The sequence below is a fragment of the Nocardioides hwasunensis genome, assembly GCF_014779665.1.
Lineage (GTDB): Bacteria > Actinomycetota > Actinomycetes > Propionibacteriales > Nocardioidaceae > Nocardioides > Nocardioides hwasunensis.
In genome coordinates this window covers 53,687-75,681 of sequence record NZ_JACXYY010000004.1, presented here as the reverse complement: position 1 = coordinate 75,681, position 21,995 = coordinate 53,687, and the positions used below count along the sequence as shown (strand labels likewise).

26 protein-coding genes are annotated in these 21,995 nt (G+C 71.8%); 20 read left to right on the top strand and 6 right to left on the bottom strand.

Annotation, left to right across the window (positions count from 1 at the left end):
• Positions 1-16 precede the first annotated feature (16 nt).
• The 7 genes from IEZ25_RS10310 to IEZ25_RS10280 are packed head-to-tail and all read left to right on the top strand — an operon-like array spanning position 17 to position 5,817.
• Positions 17-1,285, top strand: a complete 1,269-nt coding sequence (locus tag IEZ25_RS10310) for a hypothetical protein (protein ID WP_191199349.1) — start codon at positions 17-19, stop codon at positions 1,283-1,285.
• Positions 1,282-1,977 (top strand): hypothetical protein, encoded by a 696-nt coding sequence (locus IEZ25_RS10305; protein WP_191199348.1) that lies wholly within the window; start codon positions 1,282-1,284, stop codon positions 1,975-1,977. Before IEZ25_RS10310 ends, IEZ25_RS10305 begins: the two co-directional genes overlap by 4 nt.
• The gene (locus IEZ25_RS10300) at positions 1,977-3,173 is read left to right on the top strand and encodes a hypothetical protein (protein WP_191199347.1); all 1,197 of its coding nucleotides are present in this window, start codon (positions 1,977-1,979) and stop codon (positions 3,171-3,173) included. The genes IEZ25_RS10305 and IEZ25_RS10300 overlap by 1 nt, the downstream gene beginning before the upstream one ends.
• Positions 3,174-3,223: 50 nt before the next feature.
• A complete protein-coding gene (gene dapE, locus IEZ25_RS10295; RefSeq protein ID WP_191199346.1) occupies positions 3,224-4,291 on the top strand; it encodes a succinyl-diaminopimelate desuccinylase in 1,068 nt (355 codons plus the stop codon).
• Positions 4,288-5,058 (top strand): LOG family protein, encoded by a 771-nt coding sequence (locus tag IEZ25_RS10290; protein ID WP_191199345.1) that lies wholly within the window; start codon positions 4,288-4,290, stop codon positions 5,056-5,058. Before dapE ends, IEZ25_RS10290 begins: the two co-directional genes overlap by 4 nt.
• Before the next feature lie 5 nt (positions 5,059-5,063).
• A complete protein-coding gene (locus IEZ25_RS10285; protein ID WP_191199344.1) occupies positions 5,064-5,378 on the top strand; it encodes a DivIVA domain-containing protein in 315 nt (104 codons plus the stop codon).
• 16 nt (positions 5,379-5,394) lie between these two features.
• The gene (locus IEZ25_RS10280; RefSeq protein WP_191199343.1) at positions 5,395-5,817 is read left to right on the top strand and encodes a hypothetical protein; all 423 of its coding nucleotides are present in this window, start codon (positions 5,395-5,397) and stop codon (positions 5,815-5,817) included.
• Between the two features lie 19 nt (positions 5,818-5,836).
• Here IEZ25_RS10280 and IEZ25_RS10275 read toward each other — a convergent pair whose 3' ends face one another.
• Entirely contained in the window at positions 5,837-6,628 is a 792-nt protein-coding gene (locus tag IEZ25_RS10275) for an enoyl-CoA hydratase/isomerase family protein (RefSeq protein ID WP_191199342.1), read from the bottom strand.
• Positions 6,629-6,809: 181 nt separating this feature from the next.
• Between IEZ25_RS10275 and IEZ25_RS10270 the strand changes: the two genes are divergently transcribed.
• The 3 genes from IEZ25_RS10270 to IEZ25_RS10260 are packed head-to-tail and all read left to right on the top strand — an operon-like array spanning position 6,810 to position 8,856.
• Positions 6,810-6,977, top strand: coding sequence for a DUF3117 domain-containing protein (locus tag IEZ25_RS10270; protein WP_090967556.1), 168 nt, complete (start codon positions 6,810-6,812; stop codon positions 6,975-6,977).
• A gap of 2 nt (positions 6,978-6,979) precedes the next feature.
• The gene (locus IEZ25_RS10265) at positions 6,980-8,518 is read left to right on the top strand and encodes a leucyl aminopeptidase family protein (protein WP_191199341.1); all 1,539 of its coding nucleotides are present in this window, start codon (positions 6,980-6,982) and stop codon (positions 8,516-8,518) included.
• A complete protein-coding gene (locus IEZ25_RS10260) occupies positions 8,518-8,856 on the top strand; it encodes a hypothetical protein (protein ID WP_191199340.1) in 339 nt (112 codons plus the stop codon). The genes IEZ25_RS10265 and IEZ25_RS10260 overlap by 1 nt, the downstream gene beginning before the upstream one ends.
• 43 nt (positions 8,857-8,899) lie before the next feature.
• On the opposite strand, the gene IEZ25_RS10255 is transcribed toward IEZ25_RS10260, so the two are convergent.
• Complete coding sequence (locus IEZ25_RS10255) at positions 8,900-9,565, bottom strand: O-methyltransferase (protein WP_318152159.1); 666 nt, start codon at positions 9,563-9,565, stop codon at positions 8,900-8,902.
• A gap of 203 nt (positions 9,566-9,768) precedes the next feature.
• On the opposite strand from IEZ25_RS10255, the gene sigE reads away from it, so the two are divergent.
• The 3 genes from sigE to IEZ25_RS10240 are packed head-to-tail and all read left to right on the top strand — an operon-like array spanning position 9,769 to position 12,499.
• Positions 9,769-10,350: an RNA polymerase sigma factor SigE gene (sigE, locus tag IEZ25_RS10250; protein WP_318152158.1), complete on the top strand. Its 582-nt coding sequence runs from the start codon at positions 9,769-9,771 to the stop codon at positions 10,348-10,350.
• Positions 10,350-10,877: an anti-sigma factor family protein gene (locus tag IEZ25_RS10245; RefSeq protein WP_191199339.1), complete on the top strand. Its 528-nt coding sequence runs from the start codon at positions 10,350-10,352 to the stop codon at positions 10,875-10,877. The genes sigE and IEZ25_RS10245 overlap by 1 nt, the downstream gene beginning before the upstream one ends.
• Positions 10,874-12,499, top strand: a complete 1,626-nt coding sequence (locus IEZ25_RS10240; protein WP_191199338.1) for a S1C family serine protease — start codon at positions 10,874-10,876, stop codon at positions 12,497-12,499. Before IEZ25_RS10245 ends, IEZ25_RS10240 begins: the two co-directional genes overlap by 4 nt.
• A gap of 8 nt (positions 12,500-12,507) precedes the next feature.
• Here IEZ25_RS10240 and IEZ25_RS10235 read toward each other — a convergent pair whose 3' ends face one another.
• Positions 12,508-12,747, bottom strand: coding sequence for a helix-turn-helix domain-containing protein (locus IEZ25_RS10235; protein ID WP_191199337.1), 240 nt, complete (start codon positions 12,745-12,747; stop codon positions 12,508-12,510).
• Positions 12,748-12,849: 102 nt separating this feature from the next.
• Here IEZ25_RS10235 and IEZ25_RS10230 point away from each other — a divergent pair, with 102 nt between their 5' ends.
• From IEZ25_RS10230 to IEZ25_RS10220, 3 genes are all read left to right on the top strand, one after another.
• Positions 12,850-13,539 carry a CpaB family protein gene (locus IEZ25_RS10230; protein WP_191199336.1) on the top strand — a complete coding sequence of 230 codons (690 nt, stop codon included), beginning with the start codon at positions 12,850-12,852 and terminating at the stop codon, positions 13,537-13,539.
• Positions 13,540-13,542: 3 nt separating this feature from the next.
• Positions 13,543-14,796 carry an AAA family ATPase gene (locus IEZ25_RS10225; protein WP_191199335.1) on the top strand — a complete coding sequence of 418 codons (1,254 nt, stop codon included), beginning with the start codon at positions 13,543-13,545 and terminating at the stop codon, positions 14,794-14,796.
• A gap of 114 nt (positions 14,797-14,910) precedes the next feature.
• Positions 14,911-15,825: a calcium-binding protein gene (locus IEZ25_RS10220; RefSeq protein ID WP_191199334.1), complete on the top strand. Its 915-nt coding sequence runs from the start codon at positions 14,911-14,913 to the stop codon at positions 15,823-15,825.
• Here the strand turns inward: IEZ25_RS10220 and IEZ25_RS10215 are convergent.
• Positions 15,788-17,125 (bottom strand): hypothetical protein, encoded by a 1,338-nt coding sequence (locus IEZ25_RS10215; protein ID WP_224748830.1) that lies wholly within the window; start codon positions 17,123-17,125, stop codon positions 15,788-15,790. The genes IEZ25_RS10220 and IEZ25_RS10215 overlap by 38 nt on opposite strands.
• Positions 17,122-17,508 (bottom strand): hypothetical protein, encoded by a 387-nt coding sequence (locus IEZ25_RS10210; protein ID WP_191199333.1) that lies wholly within the window; start codon positions 17,506-17,508, stop codon positions 17,122-17,124. The genes IEZ25_RS10215 and IEZ25_RS10210 overlap by 4 nt, the downstream gene beginning before the upstream one ends.
• Before the next feature lie 236 nt (positions 17,509-17,744).
• Between IEZ25_RS10210 and IEZ25_RS10205 the strand changes: the two genes are divergently transcribed.
• Genes IEZ25_RS10205 through IEZ25_RS10190 form a run of 4 tightly spaced genes read left to right on the top strand, consistent with a single transcriptional unit; the run spans position 17,745 to position 21,488 of the window.
• Complete coding sequence (locus IEZ25_RS10205; RefSeq protein ID WP_191199332.1) at positions 17,745-19,202, top strand: wax ester/triacylglycerol synthase family O-acyltransferase; 1,458 nt, start codon at positions 17,745-17,747, stop codon at positions 19,200-19,202.
• On the top strand, positions 19,199-19,540 hold the full coding sequence (locus IEZ25_RS10200; RefSeq protein WP_191199331.1) for a DUF6912 family protein: 342 nt from the start codon (positions 19,199-19,201) through the stop codon (positions 19,538-19,540). The genes IEZ25_RS10205 and IEZ25_RS10200 overlap by 4 nt, the downstream gene beginning before the upstream one ends.
• Before the next feature lie 49 nt (positions 19,541-19,589).
• Entirely contained in the window at positions 19,590-21,230 is a 1,641-nt protein-coding gene (gene pruA / locus IEZ25_RS10195; RefSeq protein WP_191199330.1) for an L-glutamate gamma-semialdehyde dehydrogenase, read from the top strand.
• A 36-nt stretch (positions 21,231-21,266) separates the two neighbouring features.
• Entirely contained in the window at positions 21,267-21,488 is a 222-nt protein-coding gene (locus IEZ25_RS10190; protein ID WP_191199329.1) for a hypothetical protein, read from the top strand.
• Here the strand turns inward: IEZ25_RS10190 and IEZ25_RS10185 are convergent.
• On the bottom strand, positions 21,485-21,952 hold the full coding sequence (locus tag IEZ25_RS10185; protein ID WP_191199328.1) for a DUF2505 domain-containing protein: 468 nt from the start codon (positions 21,950-21,952) through the stop codon (positions 21,485-21,487). The genes IEZ25_RS10190 and IEZ25_RS10185 overlap by 4 nt on opposite strands.
• Positions 21,953-21,995: the final 43 nt, after the last annotated feature.

Genomic DNA, 21,995 nt, shown 5'->3' with positions numbered 1-21,995 from the left:
GGGTAGACACCGCGCCATGGACGGACCGACCGACATCGACGCCCTCGCGGACGCCCTCCGCGAGGACGGCGTGGTGATCGACCGCGTGATGGGCTCGGGTGAGGCCGAGCAGGCGCACGACCGGATCGCAGCGCTGGTCCGCGAGGTGCCGTTCCCCGTCTACGTGGCGCTCGTCGAGCAGCCGCAGGAGTTGCCGAGCGGGGACCGGATCGCCGCCACCGAGGCGTTCGCCGGGCTGCTCAACCGCCGTCTGGGCGACGGCCTCTACGTCGTCGACACGACCGGCGGTATCCAGCAGGTCTTCGCCTTCGGCCTCGACGCGGACGCAGCGCGCGTGAGCCTCGGTGCGTCGAGCAACAAGGACCTGCTCGACGAGACCATGCAGGAGGTGGGCGGCTACGCCCGGGGGTCGGAGCGCTACCTCTCCCCGCCCGCCGTCGCCACCGCGGAGGCGCAGGTGCTGGCAGCCGAGGAGCTGGTCGAGATGGCACGCGACGGCGCGGGGTCGGACTATCCGGCGACCCTGACCGACGCCGACGCCGAGCAGCTGGCCACCTATGCGGTGGGAGTGCAGGCGGCAGCCCAGTGGCGTCCGCGCACCGGTTCCTACGTCGAGGTGCGCAACGCTCAGCGTGGCCTCTCGGCACTGGTCGGCGGCCTCGCCGCGCTGGCGGTCGCCCTGCTGCTCGGCCAGACCCTGCGGGGCTGGCCGCGGCGGGCCAGGCCCGGTCCGGACCGCTCCCCGGGCAAGGCGGTCGCTGCGCCGCCACCGGACCCGGAGACCGAGCGACGCCGTGCCACCGAGCTGTCCGACGAGCTCGCCGCCGCGCTGGAGCGCACCGACTGGGAGGCCCTGGAGGACCGCGACGTCGCCGGCCGTGCACTCACCGCGCGCGACGCCGTGGAGCGGCTCCTGTCCTCGCGGGACGTCGCCGACCTCATCGGGGCGCAGGTCGTCGCCCGCGGTGGCGCCCGCGACCTCGCCCGCGGCCGGCGCGGCAGGAGCGGCGCACCGCTGCGGACGTGCTTCTTCGATCCCCGCCACCCGGAGAGCAGGGCCACGGTGTCGTGGCGGCTGGGTGACGGCGCGGTGGAGGTGCCGTGCTGCACCGCGTGTGCCACGACCGTGCGCAAGGGCCGCGTGCCCGAGCACCTGCAGCTGAAGGCACGCCGCGGCACGGTGCCCTACTGGGAGCGCGACGACGTCTGGGCGCGCGCCGGCTTCGGCGCGATCTCCGACGACCTGGCGCGCGACGTGCTCGCTGATCGGGCGGGGAAGCGATGAGAGCCCTGCCACCGCTCGTCGCCTGGAGCGTCGGTGCCGTCATCGGCATCGCGGCCGGCACCGGCCTGGCCCTCTCGGTCCAGGACTGGCAGGAGGAGCGTGAGGCGGCCGACGTCCAGCGACGGGCAGAGGTGTTCGGCCAGGTCGACGACGTGCCCGCCCCGGTCGACGCCGTGCGCGACCTCCTCGACCAGGACACCCTCGTCGCGGTCGATCCGCTCCTCGCGGACCGGGTCCCCGAGGATGACCTCCAGCGGGCCGAGGAGGTCCTCAGCGGCTCGCGCGTGCCCGCCCGGATCGCCTACCTCGACTACCCCGACGGCAACGAGGTCGGCTACACGCCGTCCGGCGCGGCCGCCCAGTGGCGAGCAGCGGTGGGACAGGAGGGGCACTACGTCGTCCTCTGGAGCAACGGCGGCACCGACTCCGACGCTGTCGGGCTCGAGCCCCACTACCTCGACGCCCGCTCCCAGGGCCAGCCAGGCCCGGCGCTGGTCCGGATCGCCGAGGAGATGGCGACCTGGGAGGCGGAGCCGCTGCCCACCGAGCCCGCCGAGCCCAGTGACTTCGACTACTGGGGTGGGGTCGGCGGCGGGCTCGCCGCGGCCGCGCTCATGGGTGCACTCGGGATCGCGCCCCTCTTCCTGCTGCTGCGCTGGTACGTCGGATCCCGCCGTCGAGAGGTCTCGTGATGTCGCACGTCCCATCCATGGCCGACGCGATCAGTGACGCCACGATCGCCGCGATCGAGCAGGAGATGAGCGGTGACGGCGTCTGGATCGACCCGGCGTTCGCGAAGAGCCACGGCATCTCGGCCGGGGACGAGGCACGGATCGAGGAGGCGGTGGCCTCCTCGCAGCAGGCGAACCTCAAGGTGGTGCTGATCGAGGTCGCTCCCGACGACGCTCGGTTCCAGGGCAACTTCGCCAACCTGAGCGCGTGGCTGCACGACGACGCCGGCGGCGATGCCACCTACGTCGGCTGGGCCAGGTACAGCGAGCCGCAGCTCAAGGTCCAGTCCTACGGTGAGCAGCCGAGCACCATGTCGGTCGCGAACGTCGCCAACCACCAGAACCCCGACGACATCGTCGCCCAGGTCGTGCAGGTCCAGGAGCTGCTCGACGACGGCAACGCCGAGCAGCTCTGGTTCGACGTCCCGCGCGACGAGCGCTACTCGTGGACCGCCGACGAGGGGATCCAGACCTCCGAGGTGGTCGGCGGGATCGGCGTCGTCTTCGCCCTCGGTGCCGTGGTGGCCGGTCTGGTCATGTGGCGGCGGCGCCGTCGGTCCCGGACCGCGCGCTTCACGCTGCCGAGCACCGTGCTGCACACCGTCCGGGCCGCCGAGGACCGACGGCTGCGTCAGGAGGCCGATGCCGAGGTGCTCGCCCTGGGCGAGGCGATCGGCGCCGGCGAGCCCGGTGGCAGCGCGAACGCGCTCGACGCCTGGCAGCAGGCCCTCGACCACTACGCAGCGGCCCGCTCGATCCTGTCGCAGGAGGCCGCGCCCGCGGACGTGGTGGGCGCGCTCGTCCTGGCTCGCCGCGGGCAGGACGCCCGGGCAGCGGCCCAGTCGCGCAAGCCCTCCGCGTGGAGACCACCGGTGCGCTGCTGGTTCAACCCCCTGCACGACGGCTCCACCACCGAGGTCACCTGGCGCGACGACGACCGCGCGGTCGACGTACCCGCGTGCAAGGACTGCGCCGCCGACGTCCGGGCCGGACGTGAGCCCGACGACATCCTCGACTTCATCGAGGGGGAGCGGACGGTGCACTACTACCGCCTCGACCTCGGAGCCTGGAGCACCACCGGCTACGGCACGCTCGACCGTGACCTGCTGGGTGCGCTCCGCACGAGCAGCACGAAGCGGCGTGCGCTGAGGCGCTGATCCTGCGTGGCAGGGGCGGGCCGCCACACGACGGCTGGTTGAATCGGGGCATGTCACTCGACCTGTCCGCCGACGTCGCCTCCCTGACCGAGCAGCTGGTTAACATCTCCTCGGTCAGCCACGACGAGCAGCAGATCGCCGACGCCGTCGAGGCCGCGCTGCTGTCCCTCCCGCACCTCACCGTCACCCGCCGTGGCCACACCGTGGTCGCTCGCACGGACCTCGGCCTGGGCGAGCGGGTCGTGATCGCCGGTCACCTCGACACCGTGCCGCTCAACGCGAACCTGCCCGCCCGCCTCGAGGAAGGCATCCTCCACGGCCTCGGCAGCTGCGACATGAAGGGGGGCGACGCGGTGATGCTCAAGCTCGCCCGCGACGTCACCGAGCCGCTGCGCGACCTCACCTTCATCTTCTACGAGGCCGAGGAGGTCGACTCGGTCCACAACGGCCTGCGCAAGCTCACCGTCAGCGACCCCGATCTGGTCGAGGCCGACTTCGCGATCCTCATGGAGCCGAGCAACGCCGCGATCGAGGCGGGCTGCCAGGGCACGATGCGCGTCGACGTGCGCACCACCGGTGAGCGGTCGCACAGCGCGCGCAGCTGGAAGGGCGTCAACGCGATCCACCTCGCGGGCCCGGTGCTCGCCCGGCTGAGCGACTACGTCGCCCGCGAGCCCGAGATCGACGGGCTGACCTACCACGAGGGCCTCAACGCCACCGGCATCCGCGGCGGGGTCGCCGGCAACGTCATCCCCGACGAGTGCGTGGTCGAGGTCAACTTCCGCTTCGCCCCCGACCGCAGCGAGGACGACGCCGAGGCCTTTGTCCGCGACTTCTTCGAGGGCTACGACGTCACAGTGACCGACATGGCGGCCGGCGCGCTCCCCGGCCTCGACCGGCCGGCGGCGAAGGCGTTCGTCGACGCCGTCGGGGGAGAGCCCCAGCCGAAGTTCGGCTGGACCGACGTCGCCCAGTTCACCAAGCTCGGCATCCCGGCGGTCAACTTCGGCCCCGGTGACCCGATGTTCGCGCACAAGCAGGACGAGCACGTGCCGATCGAGCACATCGAGCGCTGCGAGCGCATCCTCAAGGACTGGCTGACGGGGGAGAGCGCATGACGGACCGGACCCACGACCGCATGACGGGCCCCGTCGTCGAGCGCCGCGGGCAGGTCACTGAGGGCAGCACGACCGACCAGCGCCTCCTCGACAGCCGCGGTCCGACGGACTGGGTGCACACCGACCCGTGGCGGGTGCTGCGGATCCAGGCCGAGTTCGTCGAGGGCTTCGGCGCGCTGGCCGAGCTCGGGCCCGCGATCGCGGTCTTCGGCTCAGCGCGCACGCCTGCCGACCACCCGCACCACGCCGTCGCGGAGGAGGCGGGACGCAAGCTCGCCGAGGCCGGGTTCGCGGTCATCACCGGCGGCGGCCCCGGCACGATGGAGGGCGCCAACAAGGGTGCCTGCCAGGCTGGTGGAGTGAGCGTCGGTCTCGGCATCGAGCTGCCCTTCGAGTCCGGCCTCAACCAGTGGGTCGACAAGGGGATCAACTTCCGCTACTTCTTCGCTCGCAAGACGATGTTCGTGAAGTACTCGCAAGGCTTCATCGTGCTCCCCGGCGGTCTCGGCACCCTCGACGAGCTGTTCGAGGCGCTCACCCTCGTGCAGACGCAGAAGGTCACGTCCTTCCCGATCGTCCTGATCGGCAAGGACTACTGGTCCGGCCTGCTCGGCTGGCTGCGCGAGACCGTGCTCGCCGACGGCAAGATCAACGCCGCCGACCTCGACATGATGGTCCTCACCGACGACGTCGACGAGGCCGTACGACTCATGGTCGACGCCCGCGACGACCGCTGGCCGACGCCCGCCCCGAAGCGGCCGGAGTAGCCGCGATGACCTGGCTCTTCGCGATCCTCGTCGTCCTCGCCATGGGCGGCGTCGCGATGGTCGCGTCCGGTCGCGGCGGGTCGATGGCACCGGCGTACGACGACCGCCCCGACCTGGCGCTGCCCGACGACCGGCCGATCGCGGCCGCGGACCTGCGCACCGTCCGGTTCCCCCTCGCGGTGCGGGGCTACCGCATGTCCGACGTCGACGCGCTCCTCGCGCGGCTGGCGACCGAGCTGGAGGACGAGCGCCACGACGAGCCGGGGGAGGGCCGTCGAGGCGTCGCCGAGGACTCGTCTGGCGACTCGCCTCGCGACTAGGGCAGACTGCCCGGTCATGTCGTTCCAGATCGTCGTGTGGATCCTCACGGCCCTCGCGGCCGTGGTGATCGTGCTGACCCGTCTGCGCCTGCGGGCCGACGGTGCGGCGGGCCAGTTCTCCATCAGCCGTCGCCTGCCCACGGTCCACTTCGTGGCCGGCGTCGTCGCGCTCGTGCTCTGGATCGGCGTCCTGGTGTCGCCCGAGGACACCTTCCTCGGCGGACCGCTCTTCGGGATCCTGGCCGTGGCGTGCTGGTGGGTCGTGGCGATCTGTGGGCTGCTGGTCCTGGCCCGCTGGCTGCCCTCGCGCGGTCGTCACGTCCCGGCTGCGACCGGGGACGGCTGGAGCGACGGACCCGGCCTCTCGCTGCTGGCACACCTCGGCATGGTCGCGGCTGTGCTGGTCTTCACCTACGCCTACCTCACCGCCGCCGTCTGACACCCCGCGAGGGGGACCGTCAGCGACCCCGGAAGACCGGCTTGTCCTTCGCCATGAACGCATCGACCGCCGCGAGGTGGTCCTCGGTGCCGCCGGTCAGCGCCATCTTGTCGGCCTCGAAGGCGAGGGACTCCTCGAGCGAGTGGGAGGCGGAGTACGCCGCTGCCTGCCGGATGGAGCCGAAGGCGACGGTCGGGCCGGCGGCCAGCCGGGCGGCCAGCTCGCCGACGGCGGAGGGCAGCTCCTCGGCGGTGACGACCTGGTGGGCCAGGCCGAGCTCGAGCGCCTCCTGCGCGGAGACGGTGCGCGGGAAGTAGAGCAGCTCCATCGCCTTGGCGGTGCCGACCAGGCGCGGCAGCGTCCAGCTCGAGCCGGTGTCGCACGACAGGGCCACGCCGGCGAACGAGGTGTTGTAGCCCGCGGAGTCGACCAGGATCCGGAAGTCGGCGGCGAAGGCCAGGCTGGCCCCCGCGCCCGCTGCCACCCCGTTGACGGCGGCGATGACGGGCTTCGGCATCGTGGCCAGCGCCAGCACGATCGGGTTGTAGTGACGCTCCACGGTGTCCGAGAGCGGGACGTCGGACTCACCCTTGAGGCCGGCCAGGTGCTCCTTGAGGTCCTGGCCCACGCAGAACGCTCGGCCGCTGCCGGTCAGCACGACGCAGCGCACCTCGGCGTCCTCCGCGACCTGTTCGACCGTGTCGCGCAGGAGCTCCTTGGTGGCCGTGTCGAGCCCGTTCATCGCATCAGGTCGGTTCAGGGTGATGGTGGCGACCGAGTCGGTGACGTCGAGGAGGACCGGGGTAGTCATGAGGGCAGTCTGCCGGACTCTTGACGCAGATCCGCGTGACCTGTGGTGCCGATCACGCGGCACATAGGGGATAATGGACGTCGTACGACGCCGATCGGGGCGGCCCGAAACATCCACGCCGCCTCGATTCGCATGTGACAACGAATCCACAAGAGCTGGTTGAACAGGAAGAGGTGCGCCGATGGCCGCCATGAAGCCCCGCACGGGCGACGGACCGCTCGAGGTCACCAAGGAGGGGCGCGGCATCGTCATGCGCGTCCCGCTCGAGGGCGGTGGACGTCTGGTGGTCGAGCTGAACGCCGATGAGGCCACGGCTCTCGGGGACGCCCTCAAGGACGTCGTCGGCTGATCGTGGCCATCGCACAGCTGCCGACGCAGGTCTCTCCTCCCGAGTTCGCCCTCAGCTCCGCGCTGCCGCACCAGATCGGCGGCGCCGAGGTCTGGGCGTTCCCGGTCCTCCCGGGTGAGGACGGTCCCCTCCTCGGGCCGGGTGCGGACGAGGCCTCCGAGGCTCTCGGGACCGACCTGCTCGCAGCCCTCGAGGCCGCTCGCGCCACCGGGCGCACCGGTGAGGTCACCACCGTCCCGGTCTCCGCGCCCGACGACGACGTGAGCCTGGTGCTGCTCGTCGGGGTCGGCGACGCATCGACCACCGACTTCCGGCGCGCCGGAGCGGCGCTCGCGCGGGCCACGAAGGACCGCGTCAGCGTGGTGACGTCCCTCGCCGCGATCGCACCCGAGGAGGGCCTCGGCGCCTTCGTCGTCGGCGCGATGCTCGGTTCGTTCGCCTTCCACTGGCGCTCGACCGGCCCGAAGGAGCAGCCGGTCGGCCGCGTCGTGCTGGCCGACATCAGCGACGACGGTGCGGACGACGAGCTGGCCCGTGCTCTCGCGCTCGGCGGTGCCGGCTGGCGCTCACGCACCCTCGCCACCGTCCCGTCCAACCTCAAGACGCCGGCCTGGCTGGCCGACCAGGCGGTCGAGGTCGGCGAGGCGGCGGGACTCGACGTGACCGTGTGGGACGAGGCCCGACTCGTCGCCGAGGGCTTCGGTGGCCTGCTGGCCGTCGGGAGCGCCTCGGTGCACGAGCCGCGACTGATCAGGATGGACTACACGCCGCGCGGCGCCGGCAAGGGAGCCGGGAAGAACGTGCCGACGGTGGTGCTCGTCGGCAAGGGCATCACCTTCGACACCGGTGGCCTCGACATCAAGCCCAGCGAGGGCATGCTGACGATGAAGCGCGACATGAGCGGTGGCGCCGCGGTGATCGCCACGATGGCAGCGCTGCGCGACGTCGACTGCCCGGTGCGCGTGATCGGGCTGGTCCCCGCTGCGGAGAACGCCGTCAGCGGTTCCGCGATGCGTCCCGGCGACGTCATCACGCACGTCGGTGGTCGCACCTCCGAGGTCAACAACACCGACGCCGAGGGCCGTCTGGTGCTCGCCGACGCCATGGCCTACGCCGTGGCCGAGCTGAAGCCGAGCGTGATCCTCGACATCGCCACCCTCACCGGTGCGATGAAGGTGTCGCTGGGCCAGTGGACCGGCGGCTACTTCGCGAACGACGAGGCCCTGGCCGGACACGTCGAGACGGCCGCCGCCGCCTCCGGTGAGCGGGTCTGGCGGATGCCCCTGGTCACCGACTACGAGGACAAGGTCACCTCCAAGATCGCCGACGGTGACAACGCAGCGGGTGGGGCGGGCGCGATCACCGCGGCTCTCTTCCTCCAGCACTTCGCCGGCGACGTCCCCTGGGCACACGTCGACTTCGCGTCTGCCGCCGAGTCGCCCACCGACCGACACGAGTGGACTGCGGGGCCCAGCGGTTGGGGCCCACGACTGCTGCTGTCGTGGCTCGGGTCCGACGATCCCCTCGAGGGCATCGCCTGATGCTCGGCCTCACCATCCGGTGGTCCCTCGCCGACGCGGACCCCGGGGTCGAGCAACGCCTCGCCACGTTCGTGGCGGAGACGTCCCACGCCCGCTTCACCGACATGGCCGGTCTGCGCCACAAGACCTGGCGGTGCGTGCCGGGGCAGTGGTTCGAGGGGAGCTACGTCTTCGCCAGCGACGAGGCGCGCGAGGAGTTCCAGCGCACCTTCACCGAGACCGCCGACCAGTCACCGGGCACGCGGATCATCGGCTGCTCGCCGATCCTCGTCGAGGCGTGCGACATCGTCGCCGTCGCCGAGGGACGCGACGGCTTCGTCGCAGTCGCCCGCGCCTGACGTCCGACGCTCGGCGGTGAGTCTCGGAGAGACTCGAGGCGCCTCAGGCGCCCTCGACCTCGGGCGCCCACTCCTTCTTGGCAGCGAGCAGACCGTCGCCGACCGGCAGCAGCACCGGCACCAGGGCCTCGTGCTCGAGGACCGCGCGGCCGAGGTCGCGCACCGAGACGGTCTCCTCGTCGCGCTGTGCGGGGTCGGCGACCCGGTCGTGCCAGAGAGCGTTGTCGAACACCACCACGCCGCCGGGACGCAGCAGCCGCAGCGCCTCCTTGAGGTAGGCGGCGTACTCACGCTTGTCGCCGTCGCAGAACACGAGGTCGTAGTGGCCATCGGTGAGGCGGGGGAGCACGTCGAGCCCGGCGCCGGCGATGGTGCGGGCGCGGTTGGGCGGGATGCCGGCCTCGCTGAAGGTCTCCTTCGCCAGGCGCTGGTGCTCGGCTTCGATGTCGACCGTGGTGAGCACGCCGTCGGCGCGCATGCCGCGCAGCAGCCACAGCCCCGAGACGCCGGTGCCCGTCCCGATCTCGACGACCGCGCGGGCGTCGAGGACCGAGGCGAGGAAGCGCAGGGCCGCACCGCCACCGGAGCCGATCGGCGTGACGCCGACCTCGTCGGCACGGCTCCGGGCGGCTGCGAGGATCTCGTCCTCGGCCACGAACGACTCGGCGTAGGACCAGCTCGCGGGCTTGATCGGGGTGGTGGTGGGCACGGGCGCGACTCTATCGCGCACCGACCGGTGCACGTGGCCGGGAACACACGCGGCACCTCGGTCGTTGGACGCAGTACTCCGCCGCTGGTTTCTTGGGTGGAGCGCATGAGGTTCACAGGGAACTCTCAGGCGGGCTACCTAGCGTCAGGAAGGACAGCGAACCGTTGCAGCTGCGGTCGAGAAGGACGAGCCAGGGAGCCTCCGTGGGCGAGCAGGTCGACACCACCGGATCGGCGGAGGCCGCCGTCGTGCCGACGTGGGACGAGGTCGTCGAGCAGCACTCCGACCGGGTGTTCCGCCTGGCCTACCGGCTCACCGGCAACCGACCTGATGCCGAGGACCTGACCCAGGAGGTCTTCGTCCGGGTCTTCCGCTCGCTCGACACCTACACGCCCGGGACGTTCGAGGGCTGGCTGCACCGCATCACCACCAACCTGTTCCTCGACGGCGCGCGTCGCAAGCAGCGCATCCGCTTCGACCCGCTCTCCGACGAGCGCGCCGCCCGGCTCACCAGTGCCGCCCCGGCGCCCGAGCTCGCGTTCGCCGACCGGACGTTCGACGACGACATCGAGACCGCGCTCGCCACCCTTCCCCCCGACTTCCGCGCCGCGGTGGTGCTGTGCGACGTCGAGGGGCTCAGCTACGAAGAGATCGCCGAGATCATGGACGCCAAGCTCGGCACCGTGCGCTCGCGGATCCACCGGGGCCGGAGCATGCTCCGCAAGGCACTCGCCCATCGCGAGCCCGCCGCCGGTCGTGAGCGCTACCGGGGCGTGATGTCGTGATGAGCCATCTCGGATCACGTGTCAGTGCCCTCCTCGACGGTCGCCTCGCGCCCGAGGAGGAGGAGCGCTGCTGGAACCACGTCCACGCCTGCCACGCCTGCCGTGACCTCGTGGAGGAGGAGGGCTGGGTCAAGACCCAGCTCGCCCAGCTGTCCTGCGGGACCTCCGGAGGACAGCAGACCTCCCATGACTTCAAGTCCTCGCTCATCGGGCGTTGCTCGTCGACCACCGGTGGGGCTGCCCTGGCGGCGCCGCCGTTCCCCACTGCCGGTCACCGTCCCCGGCGCGGCCTCGTCGCCATCGGCGGCGGAGCTGCGAGCGCGTGCGTCGTCGGCGTGCTCGCGCTCGGGGTCGCGGGTGCGCCGCGCGTCGAGCCGCGCCCGCCGGTCACCGACCTGACCCGCCCGATGGGACCTGTCGCACCCGCGCTCAACGTCGAGGACCGCTCCACCCGCGGTCCCGTCTCACCCTCCCGGACGCCCCTGGCCGAGCGGCTCGTGGCGATCCGGGAGAAGATTGCTCCGTGAGCGACGAGCACCAGCCTGACGAGCACCCCTCCGACGAGCACGCGTCCGACGAGCCCACCCAGCCGCTCGCCGGATGGCGAGCCAGCGCCCCCGAGCCTGCCCCGGACGACGAGCAGCTCCCCGAACCCCTGAGCGAGACGGGCAGTGACGCGCCCGCGATCCAGCCGCAGGGCCGGCCCTACGGCAGCCCCGACGTCCCAGAGGCAGCGCCACCCGAGTCGGACCCGGAGATCGTGGAGTCCGGTCCGGAGCCTCGTCGCGACACCGAGGACGGCTTCCTCGCCGGCCCGCCGCCGTACGCCGCCCGCTTCGGCGACACGTCGGGTGCCGAAGGTGCGGACTCCCCGACGCAGGCGCTCCCCCAGGACCCGCCACCGACGATTCCCCTGGGACCACCGCCCGGCCTGCAGGGTCCCGGCGGGCCGTACGGCCAGCAGACCCAGCAGGGGCAGCAGGCTCCGGGCTGGTTCGGCCCCGGCCCCTACCCGCAGCGCCCGATGTACGCCCTGCCCGCGCCGACTCGCCGACCGCCGATGTGGGTGTGGCCCGCGGTCGCGGCGGTGGCACTGGTGGTGGGCGTCCTCGGCGGTCTCGCCGGGGGAGCGCTCCAGGACGAGCTGGCCTCCCATCGCGGCACCAACAGCAACGGCCTCGGCGGTGTGCGCACGCAGACGGCTGCACCGCTGGAGGCGGACAACGGCTCCGTCGCGGCGGTGGCGCAGGCGCTCCTGCCCAGCACGGTGCAGATCGTCGCCGAGTTCGGCGGCCAGGCACGTGGCGCCACCGGCTCCGGGTTCGTGCTCGACCGTGACGGCCACGTCGTCACCAACAACCACGTCGTCGCCTCGGCAGCCGACGACGACGGTCCGATCGTGGTCATCGACCAGGCCGGCAAGCGCCACGACGCAACCGTCGTGGGGCGCAGCGCCGTCTACGACCTCGCCGTCCTCGACGTCGAGTCGGCGGCCGACCTCGAGCCTGCCGCCCTGGGCGCCTCGCAGGTCCTGCGGGTCGGCGACGCCGTCGTCGCCTTCGGCGCCCCGCTCGGCCTGAGCCAGACCGTGACCTCCGGCATCGTGAGCGCCCTGAACCGTCCGGTCACCACCTCGGGCGAGTCCGACGACGAGTCGTCGTACATCAACGCCGTGCAGACCGACGCCGCCATCAACCCGGGCAACTCCGGCGGTCCGCTGGTCAACCTCGCCGGCGAGGTCGTCGGCGTGAACTCTGCCATCGCCACCACCGGTGGCGCGACCGGGGAGTCCGGCAACATCGGGGTGGGATTCGCGATCCCGATCGAGCAGGTGCGCACCACGGTCGACCAGATCCTGCGCACGGGCAAGGCGGAGTACCCGGTGATCGGCGCCAGCGTCCGGACCGGCGGCGAGACCGATGTGCAGGGAGCCACCATCACCGAGGTGATGGCGGACACGCCCGCGGAGCGCGCAGGTCTGCAGCAGGACGACGTGATCACGGCGGTCGACGACCAGCCGGTGTCGGACGGCATCGCCCTGATCGTCGCGATCCGCACGCACCTGCCCGGTGACACCGTCGAGATGACGGTCAGGCGCGGGAGCGACGAGAGCGTCGTCGAGGTCGTGCTCGACGGCAACGTCGGCTGACCGCCGGCTCAGTCGGCCTCGACGTCGGCGTCGACGAACGGGTGCTGGTCGACGAACGCCTTGGTGTCGGCGTACATCCGCTGGATGAACTCCTCGAGCTGGATGCGCTCGACGCGCCACTGGCCCCGGCCACCGATCTTGATCGCCGGGAGGTCGCCGCGGCGGACGAGCGCGTAGACCTGCGCGCTGGAGGTGTTGAGCACCTCGGCGACGTCGGCGAGCGTCAGGAAGCGGGGGTCGTCGGCCATGGCTCCATCGTGCCACCGACCCACACGGGTCCGTCGCGCCCGCCCACCCGACCTGTGGAGAAGCACGTGTCAATTCCGTCTTGACGGGCCATGATGTCCCGCGTGCCCCGCATCGCTCCTCGGAAGACCTCGCGCGCGCCGCGCGACCCCGACGTCCCTGCCGCCGCGCGCCTCCGCTCGCCCGGGTGGCGTGACCCCCGGCTGTGGGTCGGGGTCGCACTGGTCACCGGCTCGGTCGTGGCCGGGGCGCGGATCCTGTCCACCGCCGACGACATGACCCCGGTCTGGTCGGCGACCTCCGACCTCGCGGCGGGCCAGACGCTCACCGCCGACGACCTGCGGGCGACGCGGGTGCGCTTCGACGAGGGCGCTGACCGCGATCACTACCTCGCGGTCGACCGCGAGCTCCCGGCGGCGCTCACCCTCACCCGGCCGCTGGCCGCCGGGGAGCTCGTCCCGGCGGGCGCGCTGGGGGAGGCCGCCGACGAGGACACCGTCGAGGTCTCGATCGCCGTCGCGACCGAGCACGTGCCCACCAGGCTGACCCGCGGCTCGCGCGTCGACGTGTGGGTGATCAACGACCGCAGCCTCGGCGGGGACGACGCACGATCGGCGGCGGAGCTGGTCCTCGGCGACGTCGCGGTGCTCGACGCGCCACTCGTGAGCGACACCTTCGCCTCCGCCGCGGCACGGCAGCTCGTGCTCGCGGTCCCGCAGGCCGACGAGGAGTCACTGGGGCGGGTGCTGGCGGCGAGCGGCGACAACCGTGTCCGCGTCGTCGGAAGGGGCTGACCCGTGATCTGCGTGCTGCTCCTGGCCGCGGGCGAGGCCTGGGAGTCGCCCGCGCTCGCCGACCTCGAGTCGCACCCCGGTGTGGTGGTGCTCAAGCGCTGCGTGGACGTCGACGACCTGCTCGCCTCGGTGACGAGCGGCCAGGCCGACGTCGCGGTGGTCTCGCTGGACGCGCCCGGACTCGACCCGACGAGCACCGCTCACCTGCGTCGCCACGCCGTGCGGCCCGTTGCGGTGACGGCTGCGCGGTCGGACGACCTCGATGTCCGCGAGCACGCGCAGCGCCTCGGCATCACCGCCGTCGTCGGTGCGGGTGAGCTCGCGTCGCTGCCTGACGTGGTGGTGAGGGTGGAGGACGTCGCCGACACCCGGTTCCGTGACGCGGGCGTCGAGGAGGCGCCACCCCCGGTGGAGCGGCCGGGCAGCGGGCGAGTGGTGGTGGTGTGGGGGCCGACCGGGGCGCCGGGTCGGACGACCGTGGCGACCAACCTGGCTGCCGAGGTCGCCCTGCGGGAGGTCGACGTCGTGCTCGCCGACCTCGATCCCTACGGTGGCGCGGTCGCCCAGCAGCTCGGCATCCTCGACGAGGTCTCGGGCCTGCTCTCGGCCTCCCGGCTGGCGGCCTCCGGCCAGCTCGACGAGCGGTTCGCCTCGGTGTGCCGCGGCGTCGGCGACCACCTGGCCGTCGTGACCGGTCTGCCACGAGCCGATCGCTGGCGCGAGGTGCGCTCCGCCCAGGTCGAGCAGCTCCTGGACCGCGCGCGGGCGAGCAGCCATGTCGTGGCCGACACCGGGTTCTCGATCGAGGACGATGGCGGCCACGACCTCGGTGGGCGCCCGGGACGCAACGCGCTCACCCTCGCAGCCCTGGAGCGGGCCGACGAGATCGTCGTCGTGGGCTCGGCGGACCCGGTCGGACTGGCCCGGCTGGCCCGCGGGCTGGTCGACCTCCGCGAGCGGGTCGGCGGCGCGCCCGTGCGGGTCGTGGTCAACCGCATGCGCAGCTCCATCGGGTGGTCGGAGAAGGAGATCGCCGGGATGGTCGAGGGGTTCAGCCGGGTCGCCGGTCTCCACTTCCTCCCCGACGACCGCGCCTCGGTCGACAGGGCACTGGTCTCCGGACGCCCCCTCCACGAGGTGGGTGACTCCCCGGTCGGTCATGGACTCGAGGCGCTCGCAGATGCGGTGTTCCCGTCCAGCGTCGTGCCGGCGGCGCACCGTCGCGCACGTCGGGGGATGCGCAGGCGCGCCGGCTGAGCCGGCACCCGGCCGATGCCGGGGCCACTCATCGATTCCTCAGCTCGCGGGTACGGATCGTCGTACGCTGCATCCGTCCGACGAACGGAGATCTCGGTGACGTCCCCAGTCAGAGTGAGCGCCCTCGCGCTCGCCGTCCTGCTGCTCGGCTCGACCCCCGCCCACGCCGCGGGGCGCCAGATGCGCGGCACGCCCGCCAACGACGTGATCAACGGCAACGCCAAGCCCAACCGGATCATGAGCCTGGGCGGCCGCGACACGGTGCGCGGTCGCAGCGGCGACGACACCATCTTCGCCGGCTCCGGCAACGACACGGTCTACGGCGACGACGGCAACGACTGGATCACCGCCCAGCCCGGCAACGACTGGGTGGCCGGCGGTCTCGGCAACGACAGGATCGACGGCGGCAAGGGGGATGACACCCTCTACGGTGGCGAGGGCGACGACATCGTCACCGCCAACGACGGCAACGACATCGTCTACGGCGAGGCCGGCAACGACACCCTCGGTGGCGGCACGGGCGACGACCGGATCTTCGGCGGCGACGGGTCCGACAAGCACATCGGCAACGACGGCAACGACTACATCGACGCCGGTCCGGGCGACGACGGTGCGATCCAGGGCGGCCCGGGCGACGACGTGCTCATCGACGGCACCGGCCACGACTGGCTGATCAAGGGCGACGAGGGCGACGACACGATCTTCCTCGGTCCCGGTGCCGACAAGGTGTTCGGGGAGCAGGGCAACGACACGATCTACGTGCTCCCCGACGGCTACGAGGACCGGATCCACTGCGACGACCGGTCCCAGGGCGACAGCGGGAACGCCGACCGGGTGATCTACGTCGGCTGGCGCGATCCGCACGACGTCATCGACTACCGCGGCTCGTGCGAGAGCGTCACCGTGACCCAGGAGCTGCCTCCCGGCTGGCCCTACGGCCCGGTTGCGCCGCAACCGGCGGAGAAGGTCACGCCGAAGTACTTCGGCTACGTCATGCCGCGAACAACAGGTACAGGCCTCCGACCGTGAAGCCCACCATCGCCACGAGCAGCGGGAGCTGACCGGTCAGCTGGTGTCGCTTCGGCAGCAGCTTGATCGCGCGGTCGTGGGCTGCGACCACCCCGACGACGTGCCCGAGCGCCACGGCGACCACCTTGGTCACGGCCAGGAACGTCGGGTGCGACGAGAGCCAGTAGTTGATCTGGAGGTCGGCGGTGCCGAGGTAGTCGTCGCCGCGACTGAAGGGGTCGCTCAGCTGGATCAGCGTCTGCTGTCCGTACTCCACGAAGTAGGTCAGGTAGTGGGCCACGATGTAGCCGACGATGATCGGCACCACTGAGTGCGCGAAGAGGTCGGGCAGCGCGCGGCGCGGTGTCTGGCTGCTCACCCCGGTCGCCATGGTGGCCACGGTGAGGATCAGCGCGACGCCCACCGAGAAGCCGACCAGGGCGACCGTGTCGGGCAGGATCCGCGTGGTGGACAACGACTGCACCAGCTTGAGCCAGACCGTCGACTCCCGGAACGAGTCGAACGCCGTGCTGCCGAACAGCACGCCGACCACGGCCACGAGCCCGGGCCGTGCGACGAGGGTGTCCAGGTTGGCCAGCGGGCTCCGCAGGACCAGCACGCCGTCACGGCGACCCCACACGGAGAGCTTGGCGACCAGCGAGGAGTAGACCTCGAACGGGTCGGCGCGCTCGAGGAAGGTCGTCCCCCAGATCGCGGAGCCGATCAGCATGATGCCGAGGTAGGCCGCGCACCACAGTCGCACCGGGCCGATCTCGGTCGAGTAGGGGTAGACCAGCTCGAGCCACACGAAAGCGAACAGTCCGACGGCGGCCGGCCAGTAGCCGAGGCGGGCGGGATAGGCGTACATCCCCTCGCCCTCCGAAACTCCGGAGATCCTCGCGAAGAGCATGCTGATCGTGCGGGCGGGGCTGATCGCCTTGAAGAACCGGCCGAACAGCAGCGACGCAGGCACGATGCCGACCCACAGCAGGACGTAGAACGTCCCGAGGAACGGGTTGACCAGGCTGTCCTTGCCGAAGACCGCGGCCGCGGCGACGTAGAGGAAGAACACCATCCCGAAGGTGCGGGCGGCGATGGCCAGCGCGGGTGATGACACGAACCGGTCCAGCCACGCCGGTGCCTCGCGGCCGCTGGTCGCGGCGTCGTAGCGCGGCTCGCGCCACGCCACGGCGAGCACGGTGAACGAGATGACCAGCGCGGCGACCGCGCCGGCGATCGCCAGCTCGGACGGGATCGGCAGGTCCTTGGCGCCGCCCAGGCCGTGGGCCTCGATCGAGCTGCCCGGCAGGCCGCCGCTCAACGGACTTCGAGCTGCAGCACGACGGAGGCCGGGTCGTGGCTCTCGACCTCGACCACACCGGGCCGGCCGACGGTGATCTCGTGCTCGGAGGTGCCCTCCTCGTACTCGATCTCCTGCTCCGGCGTGCTGTGCACGTGGAACTCACCGGCCTCGTCGGCGGTCACGGTCAGCTTGAGGGTCTGGCCGATCCCCAGCTCGACGCGCTCGCCGTTGGGCGTGAAGGCGTCGTCCTTGCGGGTGACGGTGATCGCGACGGCGTCGCCGTCGGTGGTGGGGGAGGAGGTGGTGGCCGGCGGGTCGGCGTCGCTGCCACCGCAGGCGCTGAGCCCGGCGGCGAGGACGAGGACGACAGGGGCGAGGCGCGCGAGACCGCGACCGGACACAGGCTTCTCCTTCGATGGTGCTGGGGGCTCTGCCAGAATCCCATGCGGGAGCAAGACATCGACGAGAGGGCACCTTGTGAGCGAGCGCAGCGAGCGAACCGGTCAGTGCTGCGCGACTTGTGCCTCATCCGCGCACGGAGCGAAGCGAGTACGTGGATGAGCGAGCGCAGCGAGCGAACCGGTCAGTGCTGCGCGACTTGTGCCTCATCGGCGCACGGAGCGAAGCGAGTACGTGGATGAGCGAGCGGTTGCGGCCGCGGGACCTGGCCATCCTGGCCGCCGAGTCCCCCACGACGCCCATGCACAACGCGACCGTCGAGATCTTCGACCCCGGCGAGTCCGGCTTCGACCACGACCGGCTCGTCGACCTGATCGCCGACCGGATCGCGTTCGTCCCGCGCTACCGGCAACGACTGCAGAGCGTGCCGGGCCGGTTGGCCAACCCGGCCTGGGTCGACGACGACACGTTCGACCTCGGCTACCACGTGCGTCGCTCGGCGCTGCCGCGCCCCGGCACCATGGACCAGCTCCGCGAGCTCGTCGCCCGCATCGCCTCGCGGCCGCTCGACCGCAGCCGGCCGCTGTGGGAGTGCTACTTCGTCGAGGGCCTCGAGCACGGCCACGTCGCCCTCCTGACCAAGAGCCACCAGATCCTCGTCGACGGCCGGGAGACCGTCGACATCGGCCAGGTCCTGCTCGACACCTCGGCCGACCGCTCGACCCTGGGCCACGACGACGACTGGCACCCCCGGCGTACGGCCGGCCCGGTCGCGGCGGCGGTCAACGCGGTCACCGACACCTTCGAGCGACCCGGCACCCTCTGGCTGACCGCCCGCGCCAACGCCGAGTCGATCGCCCGGCAGGCCTCGGCGACGAGTGCCCGGGTCGCCGAGGTCGCTCACGCGCTCGCCGGTCGGGGCCCTGTCCACTCCACCCCCGTGCATCGCCGGCTCTCGCAGCAGCGGCGCTTCGTGACAGTGCGCACCGAGCTCTCCGACTACCGCTCGATCCGTGAGGTCCACGGCGGGACGGTCAACGACGTCATCCTCGCCACCCTCACCGGCGGCCTGCGCGGCTGGCTGATGACGCGTGCGGAGTCGATGGGGGGCCTCCGGACGATCAAGGCCATCGTCCCGATGTCGGTCATCGACGACGAGCTCGAGACCACCTCCCTCGGCACGCAGATCACCGGGCACCTCGTGCACCTGCCGATCAGCGAGACCAACCCCGTCCTCCGGCTCCACCAGGTCAGCTACGACCTCAAGGCCCACCGCGACAACGGCCGCAACGTCTCCGCCCGCCGTCTCTCGGGCATCGCCGGGTTCGCCCCGACGACGTTCCACGCGCTCGGGTCGCGGGTCGCCGCAGCCGAGATGCGGCACGGCTTCCACGTCTCCATCACCAACGTGCCCGGGCCGCAGTTCCCGCTCTGGGCCGACGGTGCCCGGATGCTCGAGTCCTACCCCGTGCACCCGCTCCTGCCCGACCACCCGGTGGCGATCGGGGTGACGTCCTACGACGGCGGGGTGTTCTACGGCATTACCGCCGACCGCGACGCCGTGCCCGACGCCGACGTGCTGGGCCAGTGCGTGCTGGAGGCGCTCGAGGAGCTCAAGGACTCCGCGTCCGACTCCCGACCGCGCGCGCCCCGCGGGCGCAAGAAGACCTCCCGATCGAAGGCAGGCAAGACATGACCCGCCGCTACCTCCCGACCACGCTGCTCCTCCTCGCCGAGGACCATGACGCCGACGGACCCCGCGTGGTCGACCCGGTGGTGGCAGCCGACGACGGAGAGGAGACGGAGTACGTCGCCCTCATGACCGCCGCGGACGCCTCGGCCGAGCTGCTGGCGGGCCTCCCGGACGGCCGGCGCCGCCGGGTGGTGGTGGTCGTGGAGACCGCGACCGGCGACGCGCCCGTGCGGTGGCGCGACGTGGTGGCCGTGCACGTCGACAGCGACGACGACGCCGATCCGGACGACGACCTCGCGTGGTGGGCCACGCAGGAGATCGACGACCTGCTCGGGGCCTGAGGCTCCTGCGCCTTTGAGGCCCTCCACGGTCTCTGACACCATCGGGCGCATGGACGCCATCACCTTTCCTCCGGCTCCGGTCAACGAGCCGAACCTGACGTACGCCCCCGGCAGCGCGGAGCGGGAGACCCTCGTCGCCGAGCTGGCGCGGCTGGAGAAGAAGCAGCAGTCGTTCCGTGCTGTCATCGGCGGGAAGCGCCGCAACGGGGGCGGGGCCGAGATGAAGGTGGTCCAGCCGCACGACCACGCCCACGTGCTGGGCACGCTGAAGAACTCCACGGTCAAGGACGCCGAGGCGGCGATCAAGGCTGCCAACGACGCCGCCCCGGCCTGGCGGGCGATGGGTTTCGACGAGCGGTGCGCGATCATCCTCAAGGCCGCGGACCTGCTGGCGGGTCCGTGGCGTCAGAGGTTGAACGCGGCGACGATGCTGGGTCAGTCGAAGACGGCGTTCCAGGCCGAGATCGATGCGGCGTGTGAGCTGATCGACTTCTGGCGCTTCAACGTGCACTACGCCAAGCAGATGCTCACCGACCAGCCGATCGCGAACAGTCCGGGCATCTGGAACCGTACGGACCACCGTCCGCTCGAGGGGTTCGTGTATGCGATCACGCCGTTCAACTTCACCGCGATCGCCGGCAACCTGCCCACCGCCCCGGCGTTGATGGGCAACACGGTGATCTGGAAGCCGTCGCCGACCCAGCAGCTGGCCGCGTCGTTGACGATGGAGCTGTTGGAGGAGGCAGGGATGCCGCCCGGCGTCATCAACATGCTCCCCGGTGACGGCCTCGAGGTGTCGAAGGTGGCGCTGGCGCACCGTGACCTCGCGGGGATCCACTTCACCGGCTCGACGCCGACGTTCCAGCACCTGTGGGCCACGGTGGGGCAGAACATCTCCGGTTACCGGACCTATCCGCGGATCGTGGGCGAGACCGGCGGCAAGGACTTCATCGTCGCGCACCCCTCGGCCGACCCCGACGTGCTGCGGGTCGCGATGATCCGCGGTGCGTTCGAGTTCCAGGGTCAGAAGTGCTCGGCCGCCTCGCGGGCCTACATCCCTCGTTCGGTGTGGGTGAGGATCAAGGACCAGCTGATCGCCGACACCGAGGCGCTCACCATGGGTGATGTCACCGACCTGACGAACTTCATGGGTGCGGTGATCGATGAGCGCGCGTTCGCCAAGCACAAGGCCGCGATCGCGCGCGCGAAGCGGGCCAAGCACCTCACGGTGCTGGCCGGCGGGCAGGTCGACGACTCGGTGGGCTGGTTCGTGCGCCCGACGATCATCGAGTCCAGCGACCCGACCGACCAGATGTTCTCCGAGGAGTACTTCGGCCCGATCCTCGCGGTCCACGTCTACGACGACTCCTCGATGCCGGGCAGCTTCGAGAGGGTCGTGGAGCAGATGGAGTCGTTCGCGCCGTACGCGTTGACCGGCGCGATCATCTCGCAGGACCGCGCCGCGGTCGCGTGGGCCCAGGAGACGCTGCGGTTCGCGGCGGGGAACTTCTACATCAACGACAAGCCCACCGGTGCTGTGGTGGGGCAGCAGCCCTTCGGTGGTGGCCGGGCCTCGGGCACCAACGACAAGGCCGGTGCCGCGGTCAACCTGCTGCGCTGGACCAGCCCGCGCTCGATCAAGGAGACCTTCGTCCCGCCCACGGACCACCTCTACCCCCACCAGGGCTGAGGACGCACCGCGCGTCGGGGGTGGGAGGATGACGGGGTGATCCTGCTCCGCCCACCCCTGCACATGGGCGCGCTGCACCCGTTCGAGCAGCTGCTGACCGTGCTGCTCGCCTTCGGCCCCGTCGTGGTGCTGGCGATCGTGGTGTGGCGGCGCACCCGGGCCGACGCCGCCGCCGACGCGGCGACGGTGGCCCAGGAGGAGTCCGACGCACGGGAGTCCCCCTCCCGCACCGATCGAGAGGGCCAGCCGGCCGACTAGCGGCCGAGCCACTCCACGCCGACGCGGTGCTCGACGTCGAGCGCCCGGGCGAGCAGGTCGGTGATCATGGTCTCGACCTTCCCGCCGACGAGCGGGATCTTGATGCTGACCTCGAGGTCGATGGTCTCGGTCGTGCGCCCCCCGGCGTCGGTGAGCGCGAGGGTGCCCTGCGCGTGGCCGGGCTTGCCCGGGATCGAGAGCTCGATGTCGGCGGTGGTCGCCGAGGTCCAGGTGTCCTGCTGGACGATGGCGATCTCGTCCCCGACGAACGAGCGGGCGAAGGACGGCACGCCGTCGGCGGAGCGCACCTGCTCGACGGTGACCACGTCGCCGTCGACCGTGGCCGAGCCGCGTACGACGTGCTGCCGCTCGAGCACCTCCTCGCGGAAGGCGGGGTCGGCGAGCATGGCTGCCACCGCCTCGGTGGTGGCGTCGTAGGTCAGCTTCTTCGTCAGCTTCTTCATGGCCCCATCATGGCCCGACGACACTCCCCACCCCTTGTTGTGA

What these genes read in the sequence shown, in the direction of transcription:
- IEZ25_RS10310 (WP_191199349.1), top strand. Translation starts at nt 17, where the DNA reads ATGGACGGACCGACCGACATCGACGCCCTCGCGGACGCCCTCCGCGAG.
- IEZ25_RS10305 (WP_191199348.1), top strand. Translation starts at nt 1,282, where the DNA reads ATGAGAGCCCTGCCACCGCTCGTCGCCTGGAGCGTCGGTGCCGTCATC.
- IEZ25_RS10300 (WP_191199347.1), top strand. Translation starts at nt 1,977, where the DNA reads ATGTCGCACGTCCCATCCATGGCCGACGCGATCAGTGACGCCACGATC.
- dapE (WP_191199346.1), top strand. Translation starts at nt 3,224, where the DNA reads ATGTCACTCGACCTGTCCGCCGACGTCGCCTCCCTGACCGAGCAGCTG.
- IEZ25_RS10290 (WP_191199345.1), top strand. Translation starts at nt 4,288, where the DNA reads ATGACGGACCGGACCCACGACCGCATGACGGGCCCCGTCGTCGAGCGC.
- IEZ25_RS10285 (WP_191199344.1), top strand. Translation starts at nt 5,064, where the DNA reads ATGACCTGGCTCTTCGCGATCCTCGTCGTCCTCGCCATGGGCGGCGTC.
- IEZ25_RS10280 (WP_191199343.1), top strand. Translation starts at nt 5,395, where the DNA reads ATGTCGTTCCAGATCGTCGTGTGGATCCTCACGGCCCTCGCGGCCGTG.
- IEZ25_RS10275 (WP_191199342.1), bottom strand. Translation starts at nt 6,628, where the DNA reads ATGACTACCCCGGTCCTCCTCGACGTCACCGACTCGGTCGCCACCATC.
- IEZ25_RS10270 (WP_090967556.1), top strand. Translation starts at nt 6,810, where the DNA reads ATGGCCGCCATGAAGCCCCGCACGGGCGACGGACCGCTCGAGGTCACC.
- IEZ25_RS10260 (WP_191199340.1), top strand. Translation starts at nt 8,518, where the DNA reads ATGCTCGGCCTCACCATCCGGTGGTCCCTCGCCGACGCGGACCCCGGG.
- IEZ25_RS10245 (WP_191199339.1), top strand. Translation starts at nt 10,350, where the DNA reads ATGAGCCATCTCGGATCACGTGTCAGTGCCCTCCTCGACGGTCGCCTC.
- IEZ25_RS10235 (WP_191199337.1), bottom strand. Translation starts at nt 12,747, where the DNA reads ATGGCCGACGACCCCCGCTTCCTGACGCTCGCCGACGTCGCCGAGGTG.
- IEZ25_RS10205 (WP_191199332.1), top strand. Translation starts at nt 17,745, where the DNA reads ATGAGCGAGCGGTTGCGGCCGCGGGACCTGGCCATCCTGGCCGCCGAG.
- IEZ25_RS10200 (WP_191199331.1), top strand. Translation starts at nt 19,199, where the DNA reads ATGACCCGCCGCTACCTCCCGACCACGCTGCTCCTCCTCGCCGAGGAC.
- pruA (WP_191199330.1), top strand. Translation starts at nt 19,590, where the DNA reads ATGGACGCCATCACCTTTCCTCCGGCTCCGGTCAACGAGCCGAACCTG.
- IEZ25_RS10185 (WP_191199328.1), bottom strand. Translation starts at nt 21,952, where the DNA reads ATGAAGAAGCTGACGAAGAAGCTGACCTACGACGCCACCACCGAGGCG.